The 19628-nt window shown below is 40.6% G+C and carries 19 protein-coding genes; 10 read left to right on the top strand and 9 right to left on the bottom strand.

Annotation, left to right across the window (positions count from 1 at the left end; genetic code table 11):
• Positions 1-425: 425 nt before the first annotated feature.
• From map to AC3Z9T_RS15820, 4 genes are all read left to right on the top strand, one after another.
• Positions 426-1223, top strand: a complete 798-nt coding sequence (map, locus tag AC3Z9T_RS15835) for a type I methionyl aminopeptidase (protein ID WP_490127053.1) — start codon at positions 426-428, stop codon at positions 1221-1223.
• A gap of 186 nt (positions 1224-1409) precedes the next feature.
• Positions 1410-4046 (top strand): bifunctional uridylyltransferase/uridylyl-removing protein GlnD, encoded by a 2637-nt coding sequence (gene glnD, locus AC3Z9T_RS15830; RefSeq protein WP_490127052.1) that lies wholly within the window; start codon positions 1410-1412, stop codon positions 4044-4046.
• 45 nt (positions 4047-4091) lie between these two features.
• A complete protein-coding gene (gene dapD, locus AC3Z9T_RS15825; protein ID WP_490127051.1) occupies positions 4092-4916 on the top strand; it encodes a 2,3,4,5-tetrahydropyridine-2,6-dicarboxylate N-succinyltransferase in 825 nt (274 codons plus the stop codon).
• Positions 4917-5092: 176 nt separating this feature from the next.
• Complete coding sequence (locus AC3Z9T_RS15820) at positions 5093-5479, top strand: DUF3461 family protein (RefSeq protein WP_070927333.1); 387 nt, start codon at positions 5093-5095, stop codon at positions 5477-5479.
• Positions 5480-5529: 50 nt separating this feature from the next.
• On the opposite strand, the gene AC3Z9T_RS15815 is transcribed toward AC3Z9T_RS15820, so the two are convergent.
• The 3 genes from AC3Z9T_RS15815 to AC3Z9T_RS15805 form a co-directional block, all read right to left on the bottom strand.
• Positions 5530-5982 (bottom strand): flavodoxin, encoded by a 453-nt coding sequence (locus AC3Z9T_RS15815; RefSeq protein WP_490127050.1) that lies wholly within the window; start codon positions 5980-5982, stop codon positions 5530-5532.
• A 96-nt stretch (positions 5983-6078) separates the two neighbouring features.
• On the bottom strand, positions 6079-6828 hold the full coding sequence (gene truC, locus AC3Z9T_RS15810; RefSeq protein WP_490127049.1) for a tRNA pseudouridine(65) synthase TruC: 750 nt from the start codon (positions 6826-6828) through the stop codon (positions 6079-6081).
• A 7-nt stretch (positions 6829-6835) separates the two neighbouring features.
• On the bottom strand, positions 6836-7171 hold the full coding sequence (locus tag AC3Z9T_RS15805) for a YqcC family protein (protein ID WP_490127048.1): 336 nt from the start codon (positions 7169-7171) through the stop codon (positions 6836-6838).
• 261 nt (positions 7172-7432) lie between these two features.
• On the opposite strand from AC3Z9T_RS15805, the gene AC3Z9T_RS15800 reads away from it, so the two are divergent.
• Positions 7433-8347, top strand: a complete 915-nt coding sequence (locus AC3Z9T_RS15800) for a DUF535 family protein (protein ID WP_490127047.1) — start codon at positions 7433-7435, stop codon at positions 8345-8347.
• A gap of 398 nt (positions 8348-8745) precedes the next feature.
• On the opposite strand, the gene syd is transcribed toward AC3Z9T_RS15800, so the two are convergent.
• The gene (gene syd, locus AC3Z9T_RS15795; protein WP_490127046.1) at positions 8746-9306 is read right to left on the bottom strand and encodes a SecY-interacting protein; all 561 of its coding nucleotides are present in this window, start codon (positions 9304-9306) and stop codon (positions 8746-8748) included.
• A 144-nt stretch (positions 9307-9450) separates the two neighbouring features.
• On the opposite strand from syd, the gene queF reads away from it, so the two are divergent.
• The 3 genes from queF to xni are packed head-to-tail and all read left to right on the top strand — an operon-like array spanning position 9451 to position 12515.
• The gene (gene queF / locus AC3Z9T_RS15790; protein ID WP_490127045.1) at positions 9451-10296 is read left to right on the top strand and encodes an NADPH-dependent 7-cyano-7-deazaguanine reductase QueF; all 846 of its coding nucleotides are present in this window, start codon (positions 9451-9453) and stop codon (positions 10294-10296) included.
• Positions 10297-10348: 52 nt separating this feature from the next.
• Positions 10349-11716, top strand: a complete 1368-nt coding sequence (ppnN, locus tag AC3Z9T_RS15785; RefSeq protein WP_490127044.1) for a nucleotide 5'-monophosphate nucleosidase PpnN — start codon at positions 10349-10351, stop codon at positions 11714-11716.
• Between the two features lie 31 nt (positions 11717-11747).
• Positions 11748-12515, top strand: coding sequence for a flap endonuclease Xni (gene xni, locus AC3Z9T_RS15780; RefSeq protein WP_490127043.1), 768 nt, complete (start codon positions 11748-11750; stop codon positions 12513-12515).
• Between the two features lie 48 nt (positions 12516-12563).
• On the opposite strand, the gene rlmM is transcribed toward xni, so the two are convergent.
• From rlmM to AC3Z9T_RS15765, 3 genes are all read right to left on the bottom strand, one after another.
• A complete protein-coding gene (gene rlmM, locus AC3Z9T_RS15775; RefSeq protein ID WP_490127042.1) occupies positions 12564-13661 on the bottom strand; it encodes a 23S rRNA (cytidine(2498)-2'-O)-methyltransferase RlmM in 1098 nt (365 codons plus the stop codon).
• A complete protein-coding gene (locus AC3Z9T_RS15770) occupies positions 13654-14034 on the bottom strand; it encodes a DUF423 domain-containing protein (RefSeq protein WP_490127095.1) in 381 nt (126 codons plus the stop codon). Before AC3Z9T_RS15770 ends, rlmM begins: the two co-directional genes overlap by 8 nt.
• A gap of 127 nt (positions 14035-14161) precedes the next feature.
• Entirely contained in the window at positions 14162-15103 is a 942-nt protein-coding gene (locus AC3Z9T_RS15765) for a transcriptional regulator GcvA (protein ID WP_490127041.1), read from the bottom strand.
• Positions 15104-15712: 609 nt separating this feature from the next.
• On the opposite strand from AC3Z9T_RS15765, the gene csdA reads away from it, so the two are divergent.
• Both csdA and csdE read left to right on the top strand, forming a co-directional pair.
• Complete coding sequence (gene csdA, locus AC3Z9T_RS15760; RefSeq protein ID WP_490127040.1) at positions 15713-16927, top strand: cysteine desulfurase CsdA; 1215 nt, start codon at positions 15713-15715, stop codon at positions 16925-16927.
• Between the two features lie 9 nt (positions 16928-16936).
• Positions 16937-17398: a cysteine desulfurase sulfur acceptor subunit CsdE gene (gene csdE, locus AC3Z9T_RS15755; protein ID WP_490127039.1), complete on the top strand. Its 462-nt coding sequence runs from the start codon at positions 16937-16939 to the stop codon at positions 17396-17398.
• A gap of 32 nt (positions 17399-17430) precedes the next feature.
• Here the strand turns inward: csdE and tcdA are convergent, their stop codons facing one another.
• The gene (gene tcdA / locus AC3Z9T_RS15750) at positions 17431-18249 is read right to left on the bottom strand and encodes a tRNA cyclic N6-threonylcarbamoyladenosine(37) synthase TcdA (protein WP_490127038.1); all 819 of its coding nucleotides are present in this window, start codon (positions 18247-18249) and stop codon (positions 17431-17433) included.
• 157 nt (positions 18250-18406) lie between these two features.
• Positions 18407-19501 carry a murein transglycosylase A gene (gene mltA / locus AC3Z9T_RS15745; RefSeq protein ID WP_490127037.1) on the bottom strand — a complete coding sequence of 365 codons (1095 nt, stop codon included), beginning with the start codon at positions 19499-19501 and terminating at the stop codon, positions 18407-18409.
• Between the last annotated feature and the right edge of the window lie 127 nt (positions 19502-19628).

Raw genomic sequence — 19628 nt, 5'->3', positions numbered from 1 at the left:
ATAATTCTAATGATGCAGTGCCATTAAACACTAGTTAAAGCCACATTTGAGCATAGAGAATTATGGATTGCCGGCGCGCTTTATACCATAAATCGGTTTAATAAGCCAACTTTTGTTGTTTTTTTGCTGAGTGAAAAAACAAATCAATCTTCGATACAAATTCGCTACCCACGTCTTCTTTTGGAATACATTTTTTGATAATTTGTGCTACCCAAAGCTCAAAATGATAAGCCGTACAAGCCGTTCAGCGTATTCTAGAGCCATTCCTTCAAACCAATAAACATCGATGTCTAGTTGGCAGAAAATGCGGTGGCTGGTACCATAACCCCCATTAATGTTGAATAGATGGCACTACTGCCTATTTATTGACCCTTTTCATTTAAATTGTGTCACACAGCCGTTGTTGACATAAATGGACTGAATTCATGGCTATTATTATCAAAACTGAAGAAGATATTCAGAAAATGCGAGTTGCTGGCCGACTAGCAGCCGAAGTATTAGAAATTATTGCACCACACGTAAAACCTGGGGTAAGCACTGGTGAGCTAGATCGCATCTGCCATCAACATATTGTGGATGTACAGCAAGCGATCCCTGCATGCTTAAATTACCATGGTTTTCCTAAGTCAGTATGCATTTCCATTAATGATGTTATCTGCCACGGCATTCCTAGTGATGATAAAATCTTGAAAGATGGCGATGTGGTTAACATTGATGTGACTGTGATTAAAGAAGGCTTCCATGGTGACACCTCTAAAATGTTTATTGTCGGTAAACCGACCATTCAAGGTGAACGTCTGTGCCAAATCACGCAAGAAAGCCTTTATCTAGCGCTGCGTATGGTAAAACCTGGTATTCGTCTCCGTACACTGGGTAAAGCGATTCAAGAGTATGTTGAGAAAAATGATTTCTCTGTCGTTCGTGAATATTGCGGCCACGGTATTGGTGAAGGTTTCCATGAAGAGCCTCAAGTCCTTCATTATGACGCTGATGACAGTGGTGTTGTATTGCAAAAAGGCATGGCATTTACCATCGAACCAATGGTTAACGTCGGCGATTATCGTATTCGTACCATGAACGATGGCTGGACCGTAAAAACCAAAGATAGAAGTTGGTCTGCGCAATATGAGCACACCCTAGTTGTTACTGATGATGGTTGTGAGATCATGACGCTACGTAAAGAAGAAGAGCCGTTTATCTCAGCAGTTTTAGTTAACGCTTAATCTTTACCGTCTCATTTGCTGTGACATGTCACGTTTAGGTTTTCACATACCATCGTGACATGTCAGGTTTTTAATTTTCAACGTCAATTAATTCACTCAAAATAATTCAACTTCCGTCTGTTCATCCGCAAAAATCCCCAGTAAGCTGTTATTATCCAGTTTAGCTCTCGATGTGGAAAGATAACGATGACACCATCTCCTGTAACGTTTTTATCGCCCTCTTTATTTCAATCCTCTGACATTGAACTTCTTTTACTGAAACAACATGTCGAATCTTTTAATCACTATTTAGAGGAAGCATTCAAACAAGGGCAATCGGTCGTCGATCTTGTACACGCACGCAGTGATTATCTTGACGCTCTACTCACTCGATTATGGCAAGAGTATCAATTTGATCTGCAACCACAGATGTCATTAGTTGCTGTTGGGGGTTATGGTCGGCACGAGCTACATCCGTTATCTGATATCGACATTTTAGTGCTCAGCGCACAACCATTGAATGATGAAATTGCTGCTAAAATAGGCCAATTTATTACATTGTTATGGGATCTGAAATTTGATATTGGGCATAGTGTTCGCTCATTACAAGAGTGTATTGATGCAGGTAATGTCGATTTAACCGTTGCGACTAATCTGATTGAATCAAGGCTGATTTGTGGTGATATCACCCTCTTTTTACAATTACAAAAAACAATATTTAGTGACAGTTTCTGGCCTTCAGCGAATTTTTTTGCCGCGAAACTTGAGGAACAGCAAGAGCGTCATCAACGCTATCACAGCACCAGCTACAATTTAGAGCCTGATATTAAAAGCAGTCCGGGTGGTTTGCGCGATATACATACACTACTTTGGGTCGGGCGACGTCATTTTGGCGCCACCACAGTTGATGAAATGGTCGGCTTTGGTTTTTTAACTAAAGAAGAACGCAAAGAACTTAAAGAGTGTCTCGCCTTTTTATGGAAGATCCGTTTTGCATTACATTTAGTAGTCAAACGCTATGACAACCGATTATTGTTTGATCGCCAATTTAGTGTTGCTCGTTTATTGGGTTACGAAGGCGAAAAAAATCAGCCTGTTGAACGCATGATGAAAGATTTTTATCGTGTTACTCGGCGAGTGCGTGAATTAAATCAGATGCTATTACAGCTATTTGATGATGCGATCCTCGCACTCAACCCTGATGAAAAGCCTAGACCTCTCGATGAGCAATTCCAATTGCGTGGATCATTTATCGATGTCATTGATGACATGTTATTTATCAAGCAACCCGCCGCCATTTTAAAAATGTTCTATTTGATGGCCCGCTACCCAAATATTACTGGGATCTATTCCACCACATTGCGCCAACTGCGTTTTGCAAGACGTAATTTGTCAGCACCGCTATGTGAATTAGCAGAAGCAAGGCAGCTGTTTCTTAAAATATTGCGTCATCCGAGAGCCATTAAAGGTGCATTTGTGCCCATGCACTTACACAGTGTATTAAGTGCTTATACCCCTTATTGGAGCAATATTGTTGGTCAAATGCAGTTTGACCTTTTCCATGCCTATACCGTTGATGAGCACACAATCCGTGTTTTGCAAAAAATCGATAGCTTTACGCATGAAGAAAACCGCAAAGACCACCCACTCTGTGTCAGTGTTTATCCCAAATTATTGCATCCTGAAACATTAAGGCTTGCAGCACTGTTTCACGACATTGCTAAAGGTCGCTCAGGAGATCACTCCGATTTGGGCTCTGAGTTTGTCTATGAGTTTGCTATGTTGCACGATTTCCCAATCAAAGAAGCAGAGCTGGCCTCTTGGTTAGTAAAGAGCCATTTATTAATGTCTGTCACTGCACAACGTAGGGATATCCAAGATCCTGATGTGATCAAACAATTTGCTCTCGAAGTTAAAACCGTTCCTCGATTGAACTATTTAATGTGCTTAACCGTTGCTGATATTTGCGCCACCAATAGCACCTTATGGAATAGTTGGAAGCAGAGTTTGATCCGTGAGCTTTTCCTCTCTACAGAACATCAGCTCAACCAAGGTATGCAAAGCACACCTGATTTACGTGAACGGATCCGTCATCATCGCCACCAAGCATTGGCATTGTTGCGGCAATCCCCAATTGATGAAGAGAAACTCAACAAGTTATGGTCTCGCTGCCATGCCGACTATTTCTTGCGACATACACCAACACAACTCGCTTGGCATGCCAATCATTTGCTCAAACATGACCTTGAACGCCCTTTGGTTTTGATCAGTACACAACCAAAGCATGGTGGAACAGAGATTTTTATTTGGTGTCCCGATAAACCTCACTTATTCGCAGCTGTTGCGGGTGAACTCGATCGACGCAACCTAAGTATCCACAGCGCACAAATTTTCACCAATAAAGATAACATGGCGATGGATACCTTTGTCGTGCTTGAACCCAATGGCACACCATTATCAAAAGACCGCTATGAACAAATCCGTAAAACTTTATTACATGCAGTTCAACAACCTGCTGTTTCCTTACCCAAACCACGCACACTGCCTTCTAAATTGCGCCACTTCACGGTACCCACTAAAGTGAATTTTTTGCATTCGACTAATGAACGTCGCAGTTTTATGGAGCTATTTGCGCTTGATCAGCCAGGCTTGCTAGCGCGAGTTGGCCATGTTTTGGCACAGATGGAAATCTCCCTACATGGCGCTCGGATCACCACTATTGGTGAGAAAGTCGAGGATTTTTTCGTACTAGCAGATAAAAATCACCAAGCACTTGATAAAAAAATGCAACAAGAGTTATCAGAAAGGTTGACAGAAACCCTCAATTCGAAGGATAAAACATAGTCTTAAAGCAATATTATTACTCGTTCTTAAGGGGAAAAACAATCAATGCAGCATTTACAAACAATCATTGAACAAGCATTTGAAGACAGAGCCGCGATCACTCCGTCTACAGTGACACCTGCAATTCATCAAGCCGTTACAGAAACTATCGCATTACTCGATAGTGGCAAACTCCGTGTCGCAGAAAAAATTAATGGCGTTTGGGTTACGCATCAGTGGCTAAAAAAGGCAGTATTGCTTTCATTCCGTATTCACGATAATCAAGTGATTGATGGCGCAGAAAGCCGCTACTTTGATAAAGTACCAATGAAATTTGCAGACTACGATCAAGCTCGTTTTGAACGCGAAGGCTTCCGTGTTGTGCCACCAGCAGCAGTCCGCCAAGGCGCTTACATCGCTAAAAACAGCGTATTGATGCCTTCTTATGTCAATATTGGTGCTTATGTTGATGAAGGGACGATGGTCGACACATGGGCAACTGTTGGCTCCTGTGCGCAAATCGGTAAAAATGTTCACTTATCAGGTGGCGTAGGCATCGGCGGTGTGCTTGAACCTTTACAAGCAAATCCAACCATCATTGAAGACAACTGCTTCATTGGCGCACGTTCTGAAATTGTTGAAGGTGTTATCGTTGAGGAAGGGTCAGTCATTTCTATGGGTGTGTATATCGGCCAAAGCACTAAGATTTATGACCGAGAAACAGGTGAAATTCATTACGGCCGCGTCCCTGCTGGCTCAGTTGTTGTATCAGGTAATTTGCCCTCAAAAGATGGCAGCTATAGCCTGTACTGTGCGGTGATCGTTAAAAAAGTTGACGAAAAAACGCGTGGCAAAGTGGGTATTAACGAATTACTCAGAAGCATTGATTAATTCCCTCCACTAAGTGGCTAAAAGCTGAACCAATATCTTTCACCATTCAAAGAATGATAGACCCCTTTTTTTCTTGTGAAGGGGTTTGTCAATTCCCATATTTCACGCATAATATTGTTTTAAACAATGACTCTGTATTTCTACCATCCTTGATTTTCTATAATTCGGTGAACTTTATGTACGATAATCTAAAAAGTTTAGGTATTAGTAACCCGCAAGATATCGATCGTTATACGCTACGCCAAGAAGCAAATAACGATATTTTGAAAATCTATTTTCGCAAAGATAAAGGTGAGTTTTTCGCCAAAAGCGTCAAGTTTAAATATCCACGCCAGCGCAAAACCGTTGCTGCGGCAGATGGCAGCAACAATTTTAAAGAAATTAATGAAATTAACTCAAACCTACGCTATGCGATTGAAGAGTTAGATCAAATTTGTCAAACCGTCAGCACAGACATTGATTTGAAACATAAGATTCTAGATGATTTACGCCATCTTGAGCATGTTGTTTCAAATAAAATCGCTGAAATTGAAGCTGATCTTGAAAAACTAACGCGTAAGTAATAATGCAATTATCTTAACAGCACCGTGAAATGCATCCACGGTGCTGATATTTAGAGTAACTCAGCCCACGATTGCAGCCATGACTTGGCATATTCTTCTGGCATATCTTCTTCCAATGCATCAATCAATAGCACATCGCCAATTCTTGTTGCCGATTGTTCCATCAATAGCTCATCAAAACGTTTCCCTGCACCACAGAAACTTTCATAACTACTATCACCAAGCGCGATTAAGCCATAACGGAGTTCAGGTTGATATCCCACCACATCTTGAATCTCATAAAATAGTGGTGCAATCGTGTCAGGCAAGTCACCTTGCCCTGTTGATGAAGTGATGACTAAAGCGATGCCTTCGCCGCCATTGTACTGCTGCCAATCATTGAGGGTTGGTTCATCAAAAATCGTTATCTCATGACCCAATTGCTCTAATATTTCTTTGGCAGACTCAGCCACTGCTAAAGAATTACCGTAAACCGTTCCTACAAAAATACCAATCTTTGACATGAACACCTCCATTAAATTTACTGCTTATACTCTAAATAATTCGAGGTGCAGCTAGGCGTAGTCAACAACGCTGCAACTTGAAGTATGACGAGTATATCAATCCAATGCCATCATACCCAAACCATCCGCCACCTTTTGCCAACCAAATTGGTTAATTAACGAGAGCCATGACTCATCCCATTTCGCAACTAATGAGAGTCGCTCCCCTGAAATAGGGTGACTCAATACTAGCTGAGTTGCATGCAACATAAGTCGCGAAACAGCAAAATTTTGGCTAATACCACGATTTTGCCGTAAATCACCATGCTTACTATCACCAATTATCGGATGACGAATATGCGACATATGGCGCCTTAACTGATGCTTTCTCCCCGTTTCTGGCTTCAATTCTAATAAACTAAAACGAGATGTTGGATAGCGGCCAATAGCAACAGGGCACTCAACTTGGGCAAGTGGAAGGCAGTGCGTAACACATTCTTGTAATGCGGGCTCACGAGTTGCATGTTTATCGGCTATCTTATCCAGTTGCTCCAACAACGGATAATCAATAGTTTGTACTTCTTCAACATAACCTCTAACCACTGCGTGATAAATTTTTTCAATTTGATGAGATTCAAATTGAGCCGCTAATAACCGTGCAACTTCGCTGGAAAGTGCAAATAACAGCACCCCAGAAGTCGGCCTATCGAGTCGATGGATCGGATAAACAAACTGACCAATTTGATCACGTAGTGTTTGCATTACAAAGACTGTTTCTCTGCTATCGAGCCAGCTCCGATGAACCAACATTCCTGCGGGCTTGTTCACCGCAACCATATATTCATCATGATAAACAATTTCTAACATCAATAAATTACCTACATGATACGGTGCTAAAAAAACTATCTAACTCACGAAGATGCTCGAGCAATAAACTATATTGCGCTTCTTCATCATGCTTATAAGCTTCTTCGAAATAAGGTGTAACAGCAAAAGCCCCTGGTAAAACAGAATTTTGCTCAATAAGTGCATATAAACGCGGGATCAAAACCCATTGCAACCACTCGGTAGCTTCCATGGTATCAATCGAAAAAGGCTCCGTACTTTCAAAAGCTTCAGGGCTAGGAGGTAATTCATTCCATAGCGATTTTGCTTTCATCTCTTCTTCAATATGACGAAGCTTTTCAATGATCCGTAGTTCAATGTTCATAATTCACTCACTCAATAAAATTGGCTCAAATATACGGCATATGCCGTATTAATTCTGTCGTATATATGGGGTTTGCAATAATCAAAAACAATTAAGCCATGACATATATTATCCGTACTGTCACGTAGCCTATTTTACCGCAAGTTATTTTGTAAAGTTATTTAATGTTTATTTAGCTTTCGTTGTAGTTCAGAGGCGTAATATCTGCCGTTTTTACCTCCCCCCGAATAAAAAATATTCAACAGTCAAGCATGGTTATATATGGGATTATTAAAGCAGTGGCGCAATCAAAATAAGATTTGGCAATCAATAAACAAGAGTTATGACAATTTAAAACGGCAAGCGCGTATTGCCAAACTCCCCGCTAAACCTTATCAGCAATTCCAAATCATGTGTGAAAATTACACCAGTGCTCGCATGTCTAAGCAATTTAGCCATATTCCTGATTTTGCTGAACGCCCATTAAATAAATATTTGCATCGCAAATGGAATGGTAAGCAAAAGTTATTGACGGCTAGCTATACACTAGAGTTGATAGAAAAAACATTTACTATTGAAGCTATTCAAGCGATGTTTTCGACAGAACGTAAAGGCCTAAATGTAGCAAATATTGAACTGAAATCAGGCGATTTTGCACAATTAAGGTTAGTCTATTCTGCATTTCCGAGAGAGGGAGACCTTACCTTACATTTGCTTAATGAATTTGGCGATGATATCTACTTAATGAGTTTTTCATTCGGTACAGAAGGCCAACTCTATGTATGTTCTTTACAAGGGCCATCAACAGAGCAAAGTACTGAGCAGGTTAAGTCTATTACCAAGCAGATGCATAATATGCGACCTAAAAACCTTTTAATGTCATCCATATATGCCGTTGCTGCATTTTTCCATTGTACTTCAATTTTAGGCATATCAAATAATAGCCATATCAAACGTCAACATTTGAAATCGAGTTATGATAATTTTTGGCTGGAATGTAACGCAACCGCCAACAGCGACGGCTGGTATCACTTACCGTTAACTGAACCGGTTCGTGATATTGAATCAGTTAAAAGCCAACACCGTTCAGCATTTCGCAAACGTGAAGCTTTAAGAGAAGCGATGTATCAAAGCGTTTTAAACTCATTATCACTCTATTCTGTGGATCCAAATCAACAGAGCAAAACGCTTAATTAATAAAAAAAAGCCAGTCAACAAGCAGGTTGACTGGCTTATCTCATGTTTTAAATGGTGTTACTGCATCCTGCAATACGACATCCTGCCGTTAACATCCTGTCTCTATAAACAGTTTAGTGAGCTACATGCATCACTTAGCCATCCTTGACCCTGTGTTACTGATTAGATCACTGAGCAAGTGCACCCTCACCCAGCCGTTTAAGAATGTATTAAAAACATTAATGAAACAACCTAGCAAAACAAATTAAAAAAAAACTATAAAATTTGATTTGCGCGGGTTGATAGTAACTACATGAAATTAAAAATTAAATAATTCTCATTCAGACAAATTAAGAAATTTAGAGCTTATATCTTCATTAATTTGTAAGTTATTTCCTACAATCTAAATCATCAATAACTTACTCAACAGCAACTAAAATTGGAGACAGTTCACTAATAAACTGGGTTAAATCAGGTGCTAATACTTTTCGTTCCCTACTACCAAATTTTTCTAAAATAATTTCCCCAGTTAAGTTACACAAAGAAATCATTTCCAAATCGGATTCTAATGTGGCTATAAATAAAGTCGGTGATAGTTTCAAACGTTTCTGCGTCACTAAATGACCAATTAAGTTTTCTTGCAAACGTATAAAATCATCTTCATTCCACACTTGAACTAAACTCAATGTTTGCTCATGAAATTTTGCTTTCATATCTCCCGCAAGCTGTGTGGTATAAAATGCATGGATACTAGGTTGTAACTCAATATCCAATGCAGTCGCCACTTTATTCAAATCCTTATTTAGCATAGGAAAAGGCTGTGGTTCCCAGTAAACCCAGCTTTCTCCAGTACGTACTATGCATGGAGAAGATATGCCATAAAGTTCACTTGAAGCGGGAGGTAATCCCGTTTGTTCAACCCACATAGAGACATATTGTTGCGTAAAATGCGTTAGTGTTTCAGAGACAGTCATATTCATATTTATTTAATTATTCAGGATGTAATTAAGAGAGATGGCGGCAATACCGTTAATAAGTGATATTATGGCAGATATTAACTAATGAATGAACTTGCCTCATTGGCTAACGGTACTTAGCTCAACCGATGACGTTTAAGGATCAATATGTCACATTATCAGAATAACCCTGCGTTGGATAACCTTACATTAGGCAAAAAAACGGCATACTATGACCAATATGATCCAAGCCTATTGCAAGCCGTCCCACGTAGCCTAAATAGAGATCCTCTCGATATTCACGCTGACAATCTCCCCTTCCACGGGGCCGATATTTGGACTTTATATGAGCTGTCATGGCTAAACAGTAAAGGCGTTCCTCAAGTTGCAATTGGTTTAGTCAGTGTCGATGCACAAAGCGAAAATCTTATCGAATCCAAAAGTTTTAAGCTTTATCTGAACAGTTTCAATCAAACACGTTATGAAACTTGGGAAAATGTGCGAAGCGTTTTGCAAAACGATCTCAGCAGCTGTGCTAATGGAAAAGTTAACGTTACACTCCATAAGCTTGATGAATTTTCACAGCAAACCATTAATCCGTTCCAAGGTATCTGTATTGATGATTTGGATATCGAAATTGATGACTACGAGTTCAACCGTGATCACCTTATCAATAGTACGGAAAATGAGACTGTTGAAGAAACACTGGTCAGTCATTTATTAAAATCGAATTGCCTGATCACCAATCAACCTGACTGGGGTTCAGTACAAATTCATTATCGAGGCTCTAAGATTAATCGTGAAGCATTACTGCGCTATTTAGTCTCTTTTCGCCATCATAATGAATTTCATGAACAGTGCGTAGAACGCATTTTTAATGATATAAAACAACTGTGTAATCCTGAAAAGCTCAGTGTTTACGCACGTTATACTCGCCGAGGTGGTCTTGATATCAACCCATGGCGCAGCAATACACCATTTACGCCTGAAGTAGGACGTTTAGCACGGCAATAAGCAAATTAAGTTAATTGAAATAATTTTTCCCTTTGGGATAAAGGAGAGTTACTTGATTACTCATATCAGTCCATTAGGATCCATGGATCTGTTGTCTCAACTCGAAGTTGATATGTTGAAACGCACTGCCAGCAGCCATCTTTATCGGCTGTTTAGAAATTGCTCATTAGCAGTCCTAAACTCAGGCAGCTTAACCGATAATAGTAAAGACTTGTTAGATAAACACACTGACTTCGATATTAATGTGTTACGCCGTGAACGTGGTGTCAAACTGGAACTGATTAACCCCCCACAAGAAGCTTTTGTGGATGGCAAAATTATTCGTTCAATTCAAGCAAACCTGTTTGCCGTATTACGTGACATTCTCTTTGTACACGGCCAGATCATCTATGCAGAACAAAAATTGCATCTCGATTTAGAAAATAGCGCCCATCTCACCAATGTCATTTTCTCGATATTACGTAATGCTCGTACCCTGCACCTTGATGAAGATCCAAGTATGATCGTCTGCTGGGGAGGCCACTCAATCAATGAAGTTGAATACCTCTATGGACGTAAAGTCGGTAATGAACTTGGATTACGTGAGTTGAATATTTGTACAGGGTGTGGGCCAGGTGCGATGGAAGCGCCAATGAAAGGTGCCGCGGTAGGTCATGCGCAACAACGCTACAAAAATAGCCGTTTTATTGGGCTGACAGAGCCTTCTATTATCGCAGCTGAGCCACCTAATCCACTGGTTAATGAACTGATCATCATGCCAGACATTGAAAAACGCCTTGAAGCATTCGTTCGTTTAGCCCATGGCATTATTATTTTCCCTGGTGGTGTAGGTACAGCTGAAGAGCTGCTCTATCTGTTAGGTATTTTGATGGATCCTGAAAACAGTGAGCAAGTATTGCCACTGATTTTAACAGGTCCAAAAGAAAGTGCTGAATACTTCGCTGTCTTGGATGACTTTATTCGCCATACACTTGGTGATGATGCAAGTAAACATTACCAAATCATTATCGACGACCCGCAAGAAGTCGCTCGGGTAATGAAAAAACATATGCCATTGGTGAAAGATAACCGCCGTAGCACGGGTGATGCTTATAGCTTTAACTGGTCAATAAAAATTGACTCTGAATTACAGCATCCTTTTGAACCAACCCATGAAAATATGGCATCTCTTAACTTGCATCCAAACCAATCTCCTGAGAAATTGGCTTCTGACCTTCGTCGGGCCTTCTCGGGTATTGTGGCTGGTAACGTGAAAGAAGTTGGTATGAAAGCCATTGAGCAGCATGGGCCATTCAAGATCCACGGCGATAAAGAAATCATGCAGCGCATGGACACTCTATTACGTGGCTTTGTTAGCCAACACCGTATGAAGCTCCCGGGCGGAACAGCCTACGAGCCTTGCTATGAAATAGTGAAGTAATCAACTAGAAGCCAAGGACGGCATAAATGTTATGATCCATTTATTAATCATTGATGCACTTAACTTAATACGTCGCATACATGCCGTACAAGGCAGCCCTTGTGGTGATACTTGTATGTCAGCCATTGTACAGCTCATCGCACATACCTCTCCAACGCATATTGTTGCAGTGTTTGATGAAGAAGGTAGACACCATAGCTGGCGACATGAAAAATTACCTGATTATAAGGCGGGCAGACAGCCCATGCCTGAAAACCTACAAGCTGAGCTCCCTCTCCTAATAAAACAATTTGAATCTAAAGGTATCCATTGCTGGCAATCAGATGGTGATGAAGCCGACGATTTAGCTGCAACCTTAGCAAAAAAAATTGCTGATGCAGGCCAAACCGTTACCATTGTGTCGACGGATAAAGGCTACTGCCAATTGCTATCACCTTCAATCCGTATCCGCGATTACTTTCAAAAACGTTGGTTAGATGTACCCTTTATTGAGAAAGAATTTGGCGTAAAACCTAATCAATTACCTGATTATTGGGGGCTAGCAGGGATCAGCAGTAGTAAAGTTCCAGGCGTTGCAGGGATCGGCGCCAAAAGCGCCACTCAGCTTTTGCAGCAGTATCACTCGATTGAAAACTTGTATGCTAATTTAGATACCGTAGATGAAAAATGGCGAAGAAAGCTTACAGGGCAATTAGACATCGCTAAAATCTGCCGCGATATCGCAACGCTAAAAACGGATATTAAATTGCAGGGAAATTTAAATCAGTTGCGCTATCTAGGAACGTTAAATAACCCATAAAAAAACCGAGCCTTAAGTCTTTAAGGCTCGGCCTGTTATTTCGATTATTTAGTCACGGATCGGTGCATATGCAGACCAAATACGTTGAACATGTACAGTAACTTCTTCACGGTCATGATAGAGCTGTTTCGCTTGAATACGAACATTAATGCCTTGCTCTTTTAACTGTGTCTGCATTTTTTCAAGGATATGCGAAACTTCCTCATAACGCTTTTTCATCGGCAGCTTTAAGTTAAAAATGGCTTCACGGCACCAACCCTGTAGCAACCAATCTGTCATCAAAGCCGCAACTTTCGCCGGTTTTTCAACCATATCACACACTAACCAAGTGATATTGTTGGTGCTAGGCTGAAATTTAAAACCATCAACTCGATGATGCTTAACCTGCCCTGTATCCATTAAGCTTTGAGCCATTGGGCCATTATCAACCGCATGCACCATCATACTGCGTTTTACTAGCTGGTATGTCCAACCACCGGGGCATGCCCCTAAATCAACAGCATTCATGCCACTTGCTAGACGCTCATCCCATTCATCATAAGGAATAAACACATGAAATGCTTCTTCAAGTTTCAATGTTGAACGACTTGGCGCATCCGATGGAAACTTCAAACGTGGGATCCCCATATAAAATGGAGAGCTATTCGTACTGTATGAATAACCTGTATAGCAACAACCTGACGCAATAAAGAAAACATGAATGACTGGACGCTTAAAGTTTTCTTTTGCTAATAAGATTTTTTCCTGCCTTAACGCGTTACGTAAAGGTACCGTAAATTTACGGCAAAACTTCATTAACTCTTTGCTTTCGTTAGTATCTGCTACTTCAACTCGAACATCACCTGCGCGTTCGACCTGCTCCTTAAGTGCATTTACTATTGGTGTGATGCGATCTTCCGGAGGTAAATCTTTAAGTAATTCACCGACCACTATCATTTGACGCGCAAAAATCAGCTCGCGAAAAGGTAACTCACGAGCAAGCTTATCGGCATCTTCAGCCTGATAGCATTCAAAAATAACGTAACCGCTATTTTCTTTAACGCGAGCAAAACCATAAATTTCTTTTTGCCCTGCTTTATCTGTAATCTCTGCCGCACACTCTTTTTCAAAACCTGGGCGGCAATATAATGCAATTTTATTACTCATGGCGTAACGCCGGTTTCCTTAGACGCATAGCGCCGATAACGACCAACAGCCAGCCAATAAGAAAACACACTCCCCCTATTGGCGTAAAATAGGAAAAGTATTTTACCTGTAACAAGGCCATACAATAAAGGCTACCACTAAAAAGAAGTATCCCTACAGCAAAAAAAACACCACACCAGTAAAACCATAAGATCACTTTACGTAATAAAATAGCCCCTAGTACCATTAAAGCGACTGTGTGTAGCATTTGATAACGTAAACCAATTTCTATCCATTCCATCTGATGTGCACTCATGACTGATGAAAGTGCATGGGTTCCAATCGCACCAAAGGCGACACTAAAAAAGCCACTAATCCCTGCAAAAATTAACATCAAACGACTATTCACAGTAACACCTTCTTTTAACTATACGTGTCATACTTCAAATGGCATCAATACAGATCCTGTTGATGGAAAACTGCCTTTTTATCGCGACTTAAAGCATTATAGGTATGTATGATTACTGAATAAGCGCCACATCCTGGTCACCCGTAATAAAACCCAATTTTTCTTGTTCACTCGCTGCCTGAGTCAGGATCCATTGACGAAACGCGGATATCTTTCCTAAATCGGCTTGGTTTTCCTGACAAACAAGGTAGAACGCGTTCTTGCTGACAAGCACCTCACTAAATGGGCAAACCAGACGACCTGCGTCAATTTCATTTTTAGCCATGACATTATTGGTTAGAGCAACCCCTTGCCCGTGCACCGCGGCTTGGATCACCATAGCACTATGACTAAAAATGGGACCTTGTTGTACATTGACAACGTTGTGCAATTCTAATTGGCGAATGTAAGCTTGCCAATCCCGACGTGAAGAATCATGCAATAAAGTATGATTTACTAGATCTTCGGGTTGCTTTAACTGGTGTGCTCCAGTTAATAATGCCGGAGAACAAACTGGCATTAAATATTCTGCGTACAACCTATCTGTTCTAAGACCTGACCAATTGCCACGCCCATAAAAAATAGCTACATCAACATCATCAGCTAATTTATCCTCTTCCCTATCAACAGCTTGAATGCGTACATCAATACCTGGATAAGCTTGATTGAAGCTAGAAAGACGTGGCACAAGCCATTGAATAGCAAAACTTGGAGACAAACTAACGGTTAATGCCCCTTTTGCACTTCGAGCCTGTAACTTTCTTGTCGCCTCATTAATAGAGGAGAATATTTCTTTTATATCAAGGTAATAACTCTGCCCATCCTCTGTTAATAATAATGAGCGGTTACGACGGCGAAATAGTTTCAGCCCAAGAAAATCTTCCAAACTTTTCATTTGGTGGCTAACGGCTGCTTGGGTAACAAATAATTCCTCTGCCGCTTTAGTAAAACTTAAATGACGAGCGGCCGCATCAAATACTCTTAGCGCATTAAGGGGCGGTAATCTTTTAGACATAATCACTTCTACTCGACATGGTTATATGCATTAGTTTTTTTCATCCGAAGCATTATAAATTGTCCATTGAGGATACGCCAGTAAATACCTATAGTATGCGCACTTCCTAAGCCGGAACGAAAAGTTACAGAGTTTGGTTACTTTGGAACTTTTGGCTTTGTGGTTGTGATGTTGTGTTTGCAAGTTGTCTGGGAATGCCAGACTTTGTAGCGTTAGCTACTGTTTTTTCACTTCCTGTACATTTACCCTGTCTGTCCATAGTGATTTTTGTGATGCACCGCCCAATGCGGTGCTTTTTTTTGCCTGCAAAACCAACCATAAGTCCAAAAAAGACAAATCGTCATTCAGTTTACAAAAAATATCCACAGTAAGATATTTAAGATAAATCTTGATTTTGATTTGGTGACACATTTTAGTGCTTAGCAAATAAAATAAAAATGATTGCAATATGACCTAAAACACATAATCATTTCCGAGTAACATTAGCTAACCCAACGAATGTAACAAGATATTTCAAAGAGCTAGTCTAGAATATCATTATTAGTCTTGATTACAAATAAAACACCCAAATTTCAGATACAGAACACACTCAGATAAAGAATAAATAAAATGCATTATTTCTCTGCAAAGCAATTTCGAGATCAGTTCCCTGCGATTAATTCCCCAACTATCTTTCTTGATAGTGCAGCGACCTCGCTAAAACCTCTATTAATGTCTCAAGCTTCAGATGATTATTATCGCTATTCGGGAAGTTCTGTGTATCGAGGCCAATCCCCTGAAGCGTTAAAAACAACGGAAAATTATGAACAAGGGCGTCAGCGGGCAGCCCGATTGATCAATGCGAGAAGTGACAAAAACATTATATGGACACGGGGAACTACCGAATCAATTAACCTGATTACTCAAAGTTATTTTCGAAATCATTTAAAACCTAATGATGAAATCATTGTTAGTGAATTAGAACATCATTCTAATTTATTACCTTGGATTATCCTCGCCCAGCAAACTGGTGCCAAAATTATTAAATGGCCAGTAAATACACAATATACTTTAGATCTAGAGAGCCTTAAATCACGTCTGAGTTCACGTACCAAAGTCGTTGCAATTACCCAAATGTCAAATGTGACGGGTTTTCAACCCGACTTAGCACAAATAACCTTGTTAACTCATGCTGTAGGCGCTCTGATTGTTGTTGATGGCGCACAAGGTGTTGTTCACTGCCCCATTGACGTCAAGGCAATAGATATCGATTTTTATGCATTCTCTACACACAAACTCTATGGCCCGACAGGGCTCGGAGTTTGTTATGGCAAATCTGAGCTACTTGCACAGATGCCGCCATGGCATGGTGGAGGAAAAATGCTAACAGAGGTTAATTTTGAACATTTTACCCCAGCTCCAGTTCCTTACTGTTTTGAAGCCGGAACACCAAATATCGCCGGTGTTATCGCTTTTTCTGCAGCCCTTGAATGGCTAAATCAAACTGATTTACATCAATCTGAAGCACATTGCTGCGCCTTAATTAATTACGCACGTCAGCAGCTTAACCAGTTATCTGGCTTTATTTGTTACAGCCAACCAAACTCACCGCTACTTGCGTTCAATTTTGCAGGTATACACTTTAGTGATTTAGGGATGTTGTTGACTGAACAAAAAATTGCATTACGCTATGGTCAACATTGTGCGCAACCGTTAATGGATGCGATGGCAATTAGTGGCTGTTTACGTATTTCAGTGATGCCATATAATGAACGACAAGATATTGATAAATTTATTAATGCAGTCAAATTTGCACTCTCGATATTAAATGATGAAGATGAATAAGGAAGCCTAATGACTTCAATAACACCGACATTTGCTCCACACCCGTTTGGTACGGAGTTAAAAATCGAGGAAATGATAGAACAGTTTTCGACACAAAAAGCGTGGGAAGATAAATATCGTTTACTCATCCAGCTCGCTCGCCAACTTCCTGTTTTGACTGAAGAGCAAAAACAGCAAACTCAAGAGGTTAAAGGGTGTGAAAATCGAGTATGGATTGGTGCTAGGCTCAATGACGACCAAACCTTTCACTTTTATGGTGATAGCGAAGGACGCGTTGTAAAAGGTTTGTTTGCACTTTTATTAGCCGCTGTTGAACAAAAAAATAGCCATGAAATTTTAGCTATCGATTTCAAAGAGATTTTAAATAAAACAGGCCTTACTGGGCAGCTCAGCGAGTCAAGGCAAAATGGAATTGCGGCACTTATCACGACGATACAAAACTTTGCGAGTGAAATGACGCCAACAGAATAATTGAATAGAGGGAAACAATCCGTTTCCCTTATTTAATTTTTAGGCGCGTTTTCTCTCTGGTGTTTAGCCACCATCTTTTTAAGTGCATGTGATACAGCAATAAAACCAAAACTCGCTGTTACCATCGTTGCAGCCCCAAAACCCGAAGCACAATCCATTCGTTTTGAACCATCTGCGGTGCTCTTAGCTGCACAGACGGAACCATCACTTTGCGGGTAAACTAATTGTTCAGTGGAAAAGACACAATCAATGCCTAACTTGCCTTTACTATTTTTCACCACATTAAAATCAGATTTCAATCGCTCACGCAACTTGGCAGCTAAAGGATCTTGAACTGTCTTTGCCAAATCAACCACTTGAATTTGGGTTGGATCAATTTGACCGCCTGCCCCGCCAGTTGTCACAATAGGGATTTTATAGCGTCGACAATAAGCTAAAAGCGCAGCCTTTGGCCTAACACTGTCAATCGCATCAATCACATAGTCAAACCCTACTGAAAGTAACTCTGCCACGTTATCTGCTGTTATAAAGTCATCAACAACATTAACAGTACACTCAGGATTAATTTCAAGGATCCTTGCTTTCATAACCTCAACTTTTGGCTGACCAACAGTTGATTTGAGCGCATGCAGCTGGCGGTTAGTATTAGTAATGCAGACATCATCCATATCAATCAAAGTGATCGTACCGATACCTGTACGTGCCAATGCTTCAGCAGCCCAAACCCCAACACCACCAATTCCAATCACGCAAATATGTGAATGTGCAAAAAGGGACAGCGCTTGCTGCCCATAAAGACGGCCGATTCCAGCAAAGCGCTGCATCCAAGCATCTGAAAGCTTAGTTTGCATAATAAGTAACAACCTTAGTAACTACATATACTCGTCATACTTCAAGTTGCAGCGCCTTTCATTAAGGTATGGTGACTCCACTCACTCGCGCCAGTCACATACTTATGTATGCTCCTAGCAACTCATTCACTTGTCGCCTAGCTGCACCATAAATTATTTAGAGTACAGTCCCGAAAAGTGGTTGGCTTTTCTTCAAAACCCACACTCTTCCGTAATGATTATAAAAACCTGCCATTTTACCTGCCTCATGGCCTGTTCCATGATAAATATCGAAATGGTGACCTTTAATTGCGCCTCCCACATCTAAGGCAACCATCATACGCATTTCATAGCGCCCCGTAAATTTACCCGTATTATCCAGAACTGGGACTTCAGCTAATAATGCCGTTCCCGGTGGGATCAATGTTTTATCTGAAGCAACAGAGGCTTTAGCAATCAGTGGTACCGCGCTCGCCCCTCTAACCGGAACAAATGATTGTGGTTTAAAGAAGACAAATGAAGCATTCTCTTCAAGTAACTGGCGAACTTCTTGTTCACTATGGCTGTTAGTCCAATCATGGATCGCCTGCAAAGACATTTTATCTAAAGGCACTTCACCACGATCGACGAGGACCTTACCAATACTTTTATATGCATGGCCATTTTTACCTGCATAGCCGAAAAAGTTTAATGGGCTACCGTCACCAAAGTCGACATAGCCGCTGCCTTGAACTTCCATCATAAAATTATCAACAGCTGAATTGCTATAAGCCAAAATCAAGTTATCGCTTAAAGCACCATTATATATAGCGGCACGGCTAGGCAACCGTTTCTTACCTTTTGGAGGCATAGCATAGAGCGGATGTTGGAAGTTACCTTGTTTAGTACGACGCGCTTCAATAACCGGTGTGTAATAGCCCGTAAATTGTACGTTGCCGTAATTATCCACCCCTTCCATTTGGAAAGCTGTTAAATTGAAATTTGCTAATGTTTTAGGATCACCACCTGCAACTAACCAGTTTTCAATCGCATGGTAGGTATCGTTATTATTTTGAAATAGCCTTGGTGATGCATTTTTGATTTCGCTGATTTGACGGTCGAAATCTTGTGAGTTAATGGGGCGCCCCTGCACATTCAGCTGGCTAACTTGTTTAAGATCTTGATTTAAACGACCATCTTTATATTGCTGCCCTTTATCTGTCGGGTGAGACTGACAACCCGCCAATAAAGAAATAAATGCCCCTGAAACACACCATTTTTGCCATTGTTTCATATCATAATGCCCGCACCAATCCAATATGTAGCGCACAATAGCAAACCCAAATCAATAATGAAATGGCAAAAATTATTTAATGCGCTAATTAATATCGATACACATACATGAGTGTAATAAATGAACA

It is taken from the genome of Providencia sp. 6390 (assembly GCF_058148425.1).
Note: the sequence above shows the minus strand (reverse complement) of the source record. Positions and strands in the feature narration are given on the sequence as shown.

Excerpts from the sequence above, each read along its gene's own strand:
- queF (WP_490127045.1), top strand. The coding sequence starts at position 9,451 with ATGTCACATTATCAGAATAACCCTGCGTTGGATAACCTTACATTAGGC.
- truC (WP_490127049.1), bottom strand. The coding sequence starts at position 6,828 with ATGTTAGAAATTGTTTATCATGATGAATATATGGTTGCGGTGAACAAG.
- dapD (WP_490127051.1), top strand. The coding sequence starts at position 4,092 with ATGCAGCATTTACAAACAATCATTGAACAAGCATTTGAAGACAGAGCC.
- AC3Z9T_RS15805 (WP_490127048.1), bottom strand. The coding sequence starts at position 7,171 with ATGAACATTGAACTACGGATCATTGAAAAGCTTCGTCATATTGAAGAA.
- AC3Z9T_RS15765 (WP_490127041.1), bottom strand. The coding sequence starts at position 15,103 with ATGTCTAAAAGATTACCGCCCCTTAATGCGCTAAGAGTATTTGATGCG.
- syd (WP_490127046.1), bottom strand. The coding sequence starts at position 9,306 with ATGAATATGACTGTCTCTGAAACACTAACGCATTTTACGCAACAATAT.
- mltA (WP_490127037.1), bottom strand. The coding sequence starts at position 19,501 with ATGAAACAATGGCAAAAATGGTGTGTTTCAGGGGCATTTATTTCTTTA.
- AC3Z9T_RS15820 (WP_070927333.1), top strand. The coding sequence starts at position 5,093 with ATGTACGATAATCTAAAAAGTTTAGGTATTAGTAACCCGCAAGATATC.
- map (WP_490127053.1), top strand. The coding sequence starts at position 426 with ATGGCTATTATTATCAAAACTGAAGAAGATATTCAGAAAATGCGAGTT.
- rlmM (WP_490127042.1), bottom strand. The coding sequence starts at position 13,661 with ATGAGTAATAAAATTGCATTATATTGCCGCCCAGGTTTTGAAAAAGAG.
- AC3Z9T_RS15770 (WP_490127095.1), bottom strand. The coding sequence starts at position 14,034 with ATGTTAATTTTTGCAGGGATTAGTGGCTTTTTTAGTGTCGCCTTTGGT.
- csdE (WP_490127039.1), top strand. The coding sequence starts at position 16,937 with ATGACTTCAATAACACCGACATTTGCTCCACACCCGTTTGGTACGGAG.
- AC3Z9T_RS15815 (WP_490127050.1), bottom strand. The coding sequence starts at position 5,982 with ATGTCAAAGATTGGTATTTTTGTAGGAACGGTTTACGGTAATTCTTTA.
- csdA (WP_490127040.1), top strand. The coding sequence starts at position 15,713 with ATGCATTATTTCTCTGCAAAGCAATTTCGAGATCAGTTCCCTGCGATT.
- tcdA (WP_490127038.1), bottom strand. The coding sequence starts at position 18,249 with ATGCAAACTAAGCTTTCAGATGCTTGGATGCAGCGCTTTGCTGGAATC.
- xni (WP_490127043.1), top strand. The coding sequence starts at position 11,748 with ATGATCCATTTATTAATCATTGATGCACTTAACTTAATACGTCGCATA.
- glnD (WP_490127052.1), top strand. The coding sequence starts at position 1,410 with ATGACACCATCTCCTGTAACGTTTTTATCGCCCTCTTTATTTCAATCC.
- AC3Z9T_RS15800 (WP_490127047.1), top strand. The coding sequence starts at position 7,433 with ATGGGATTATTAAAGCAGTGGCGCAATCAAAATAAGATTTGGCAATCA.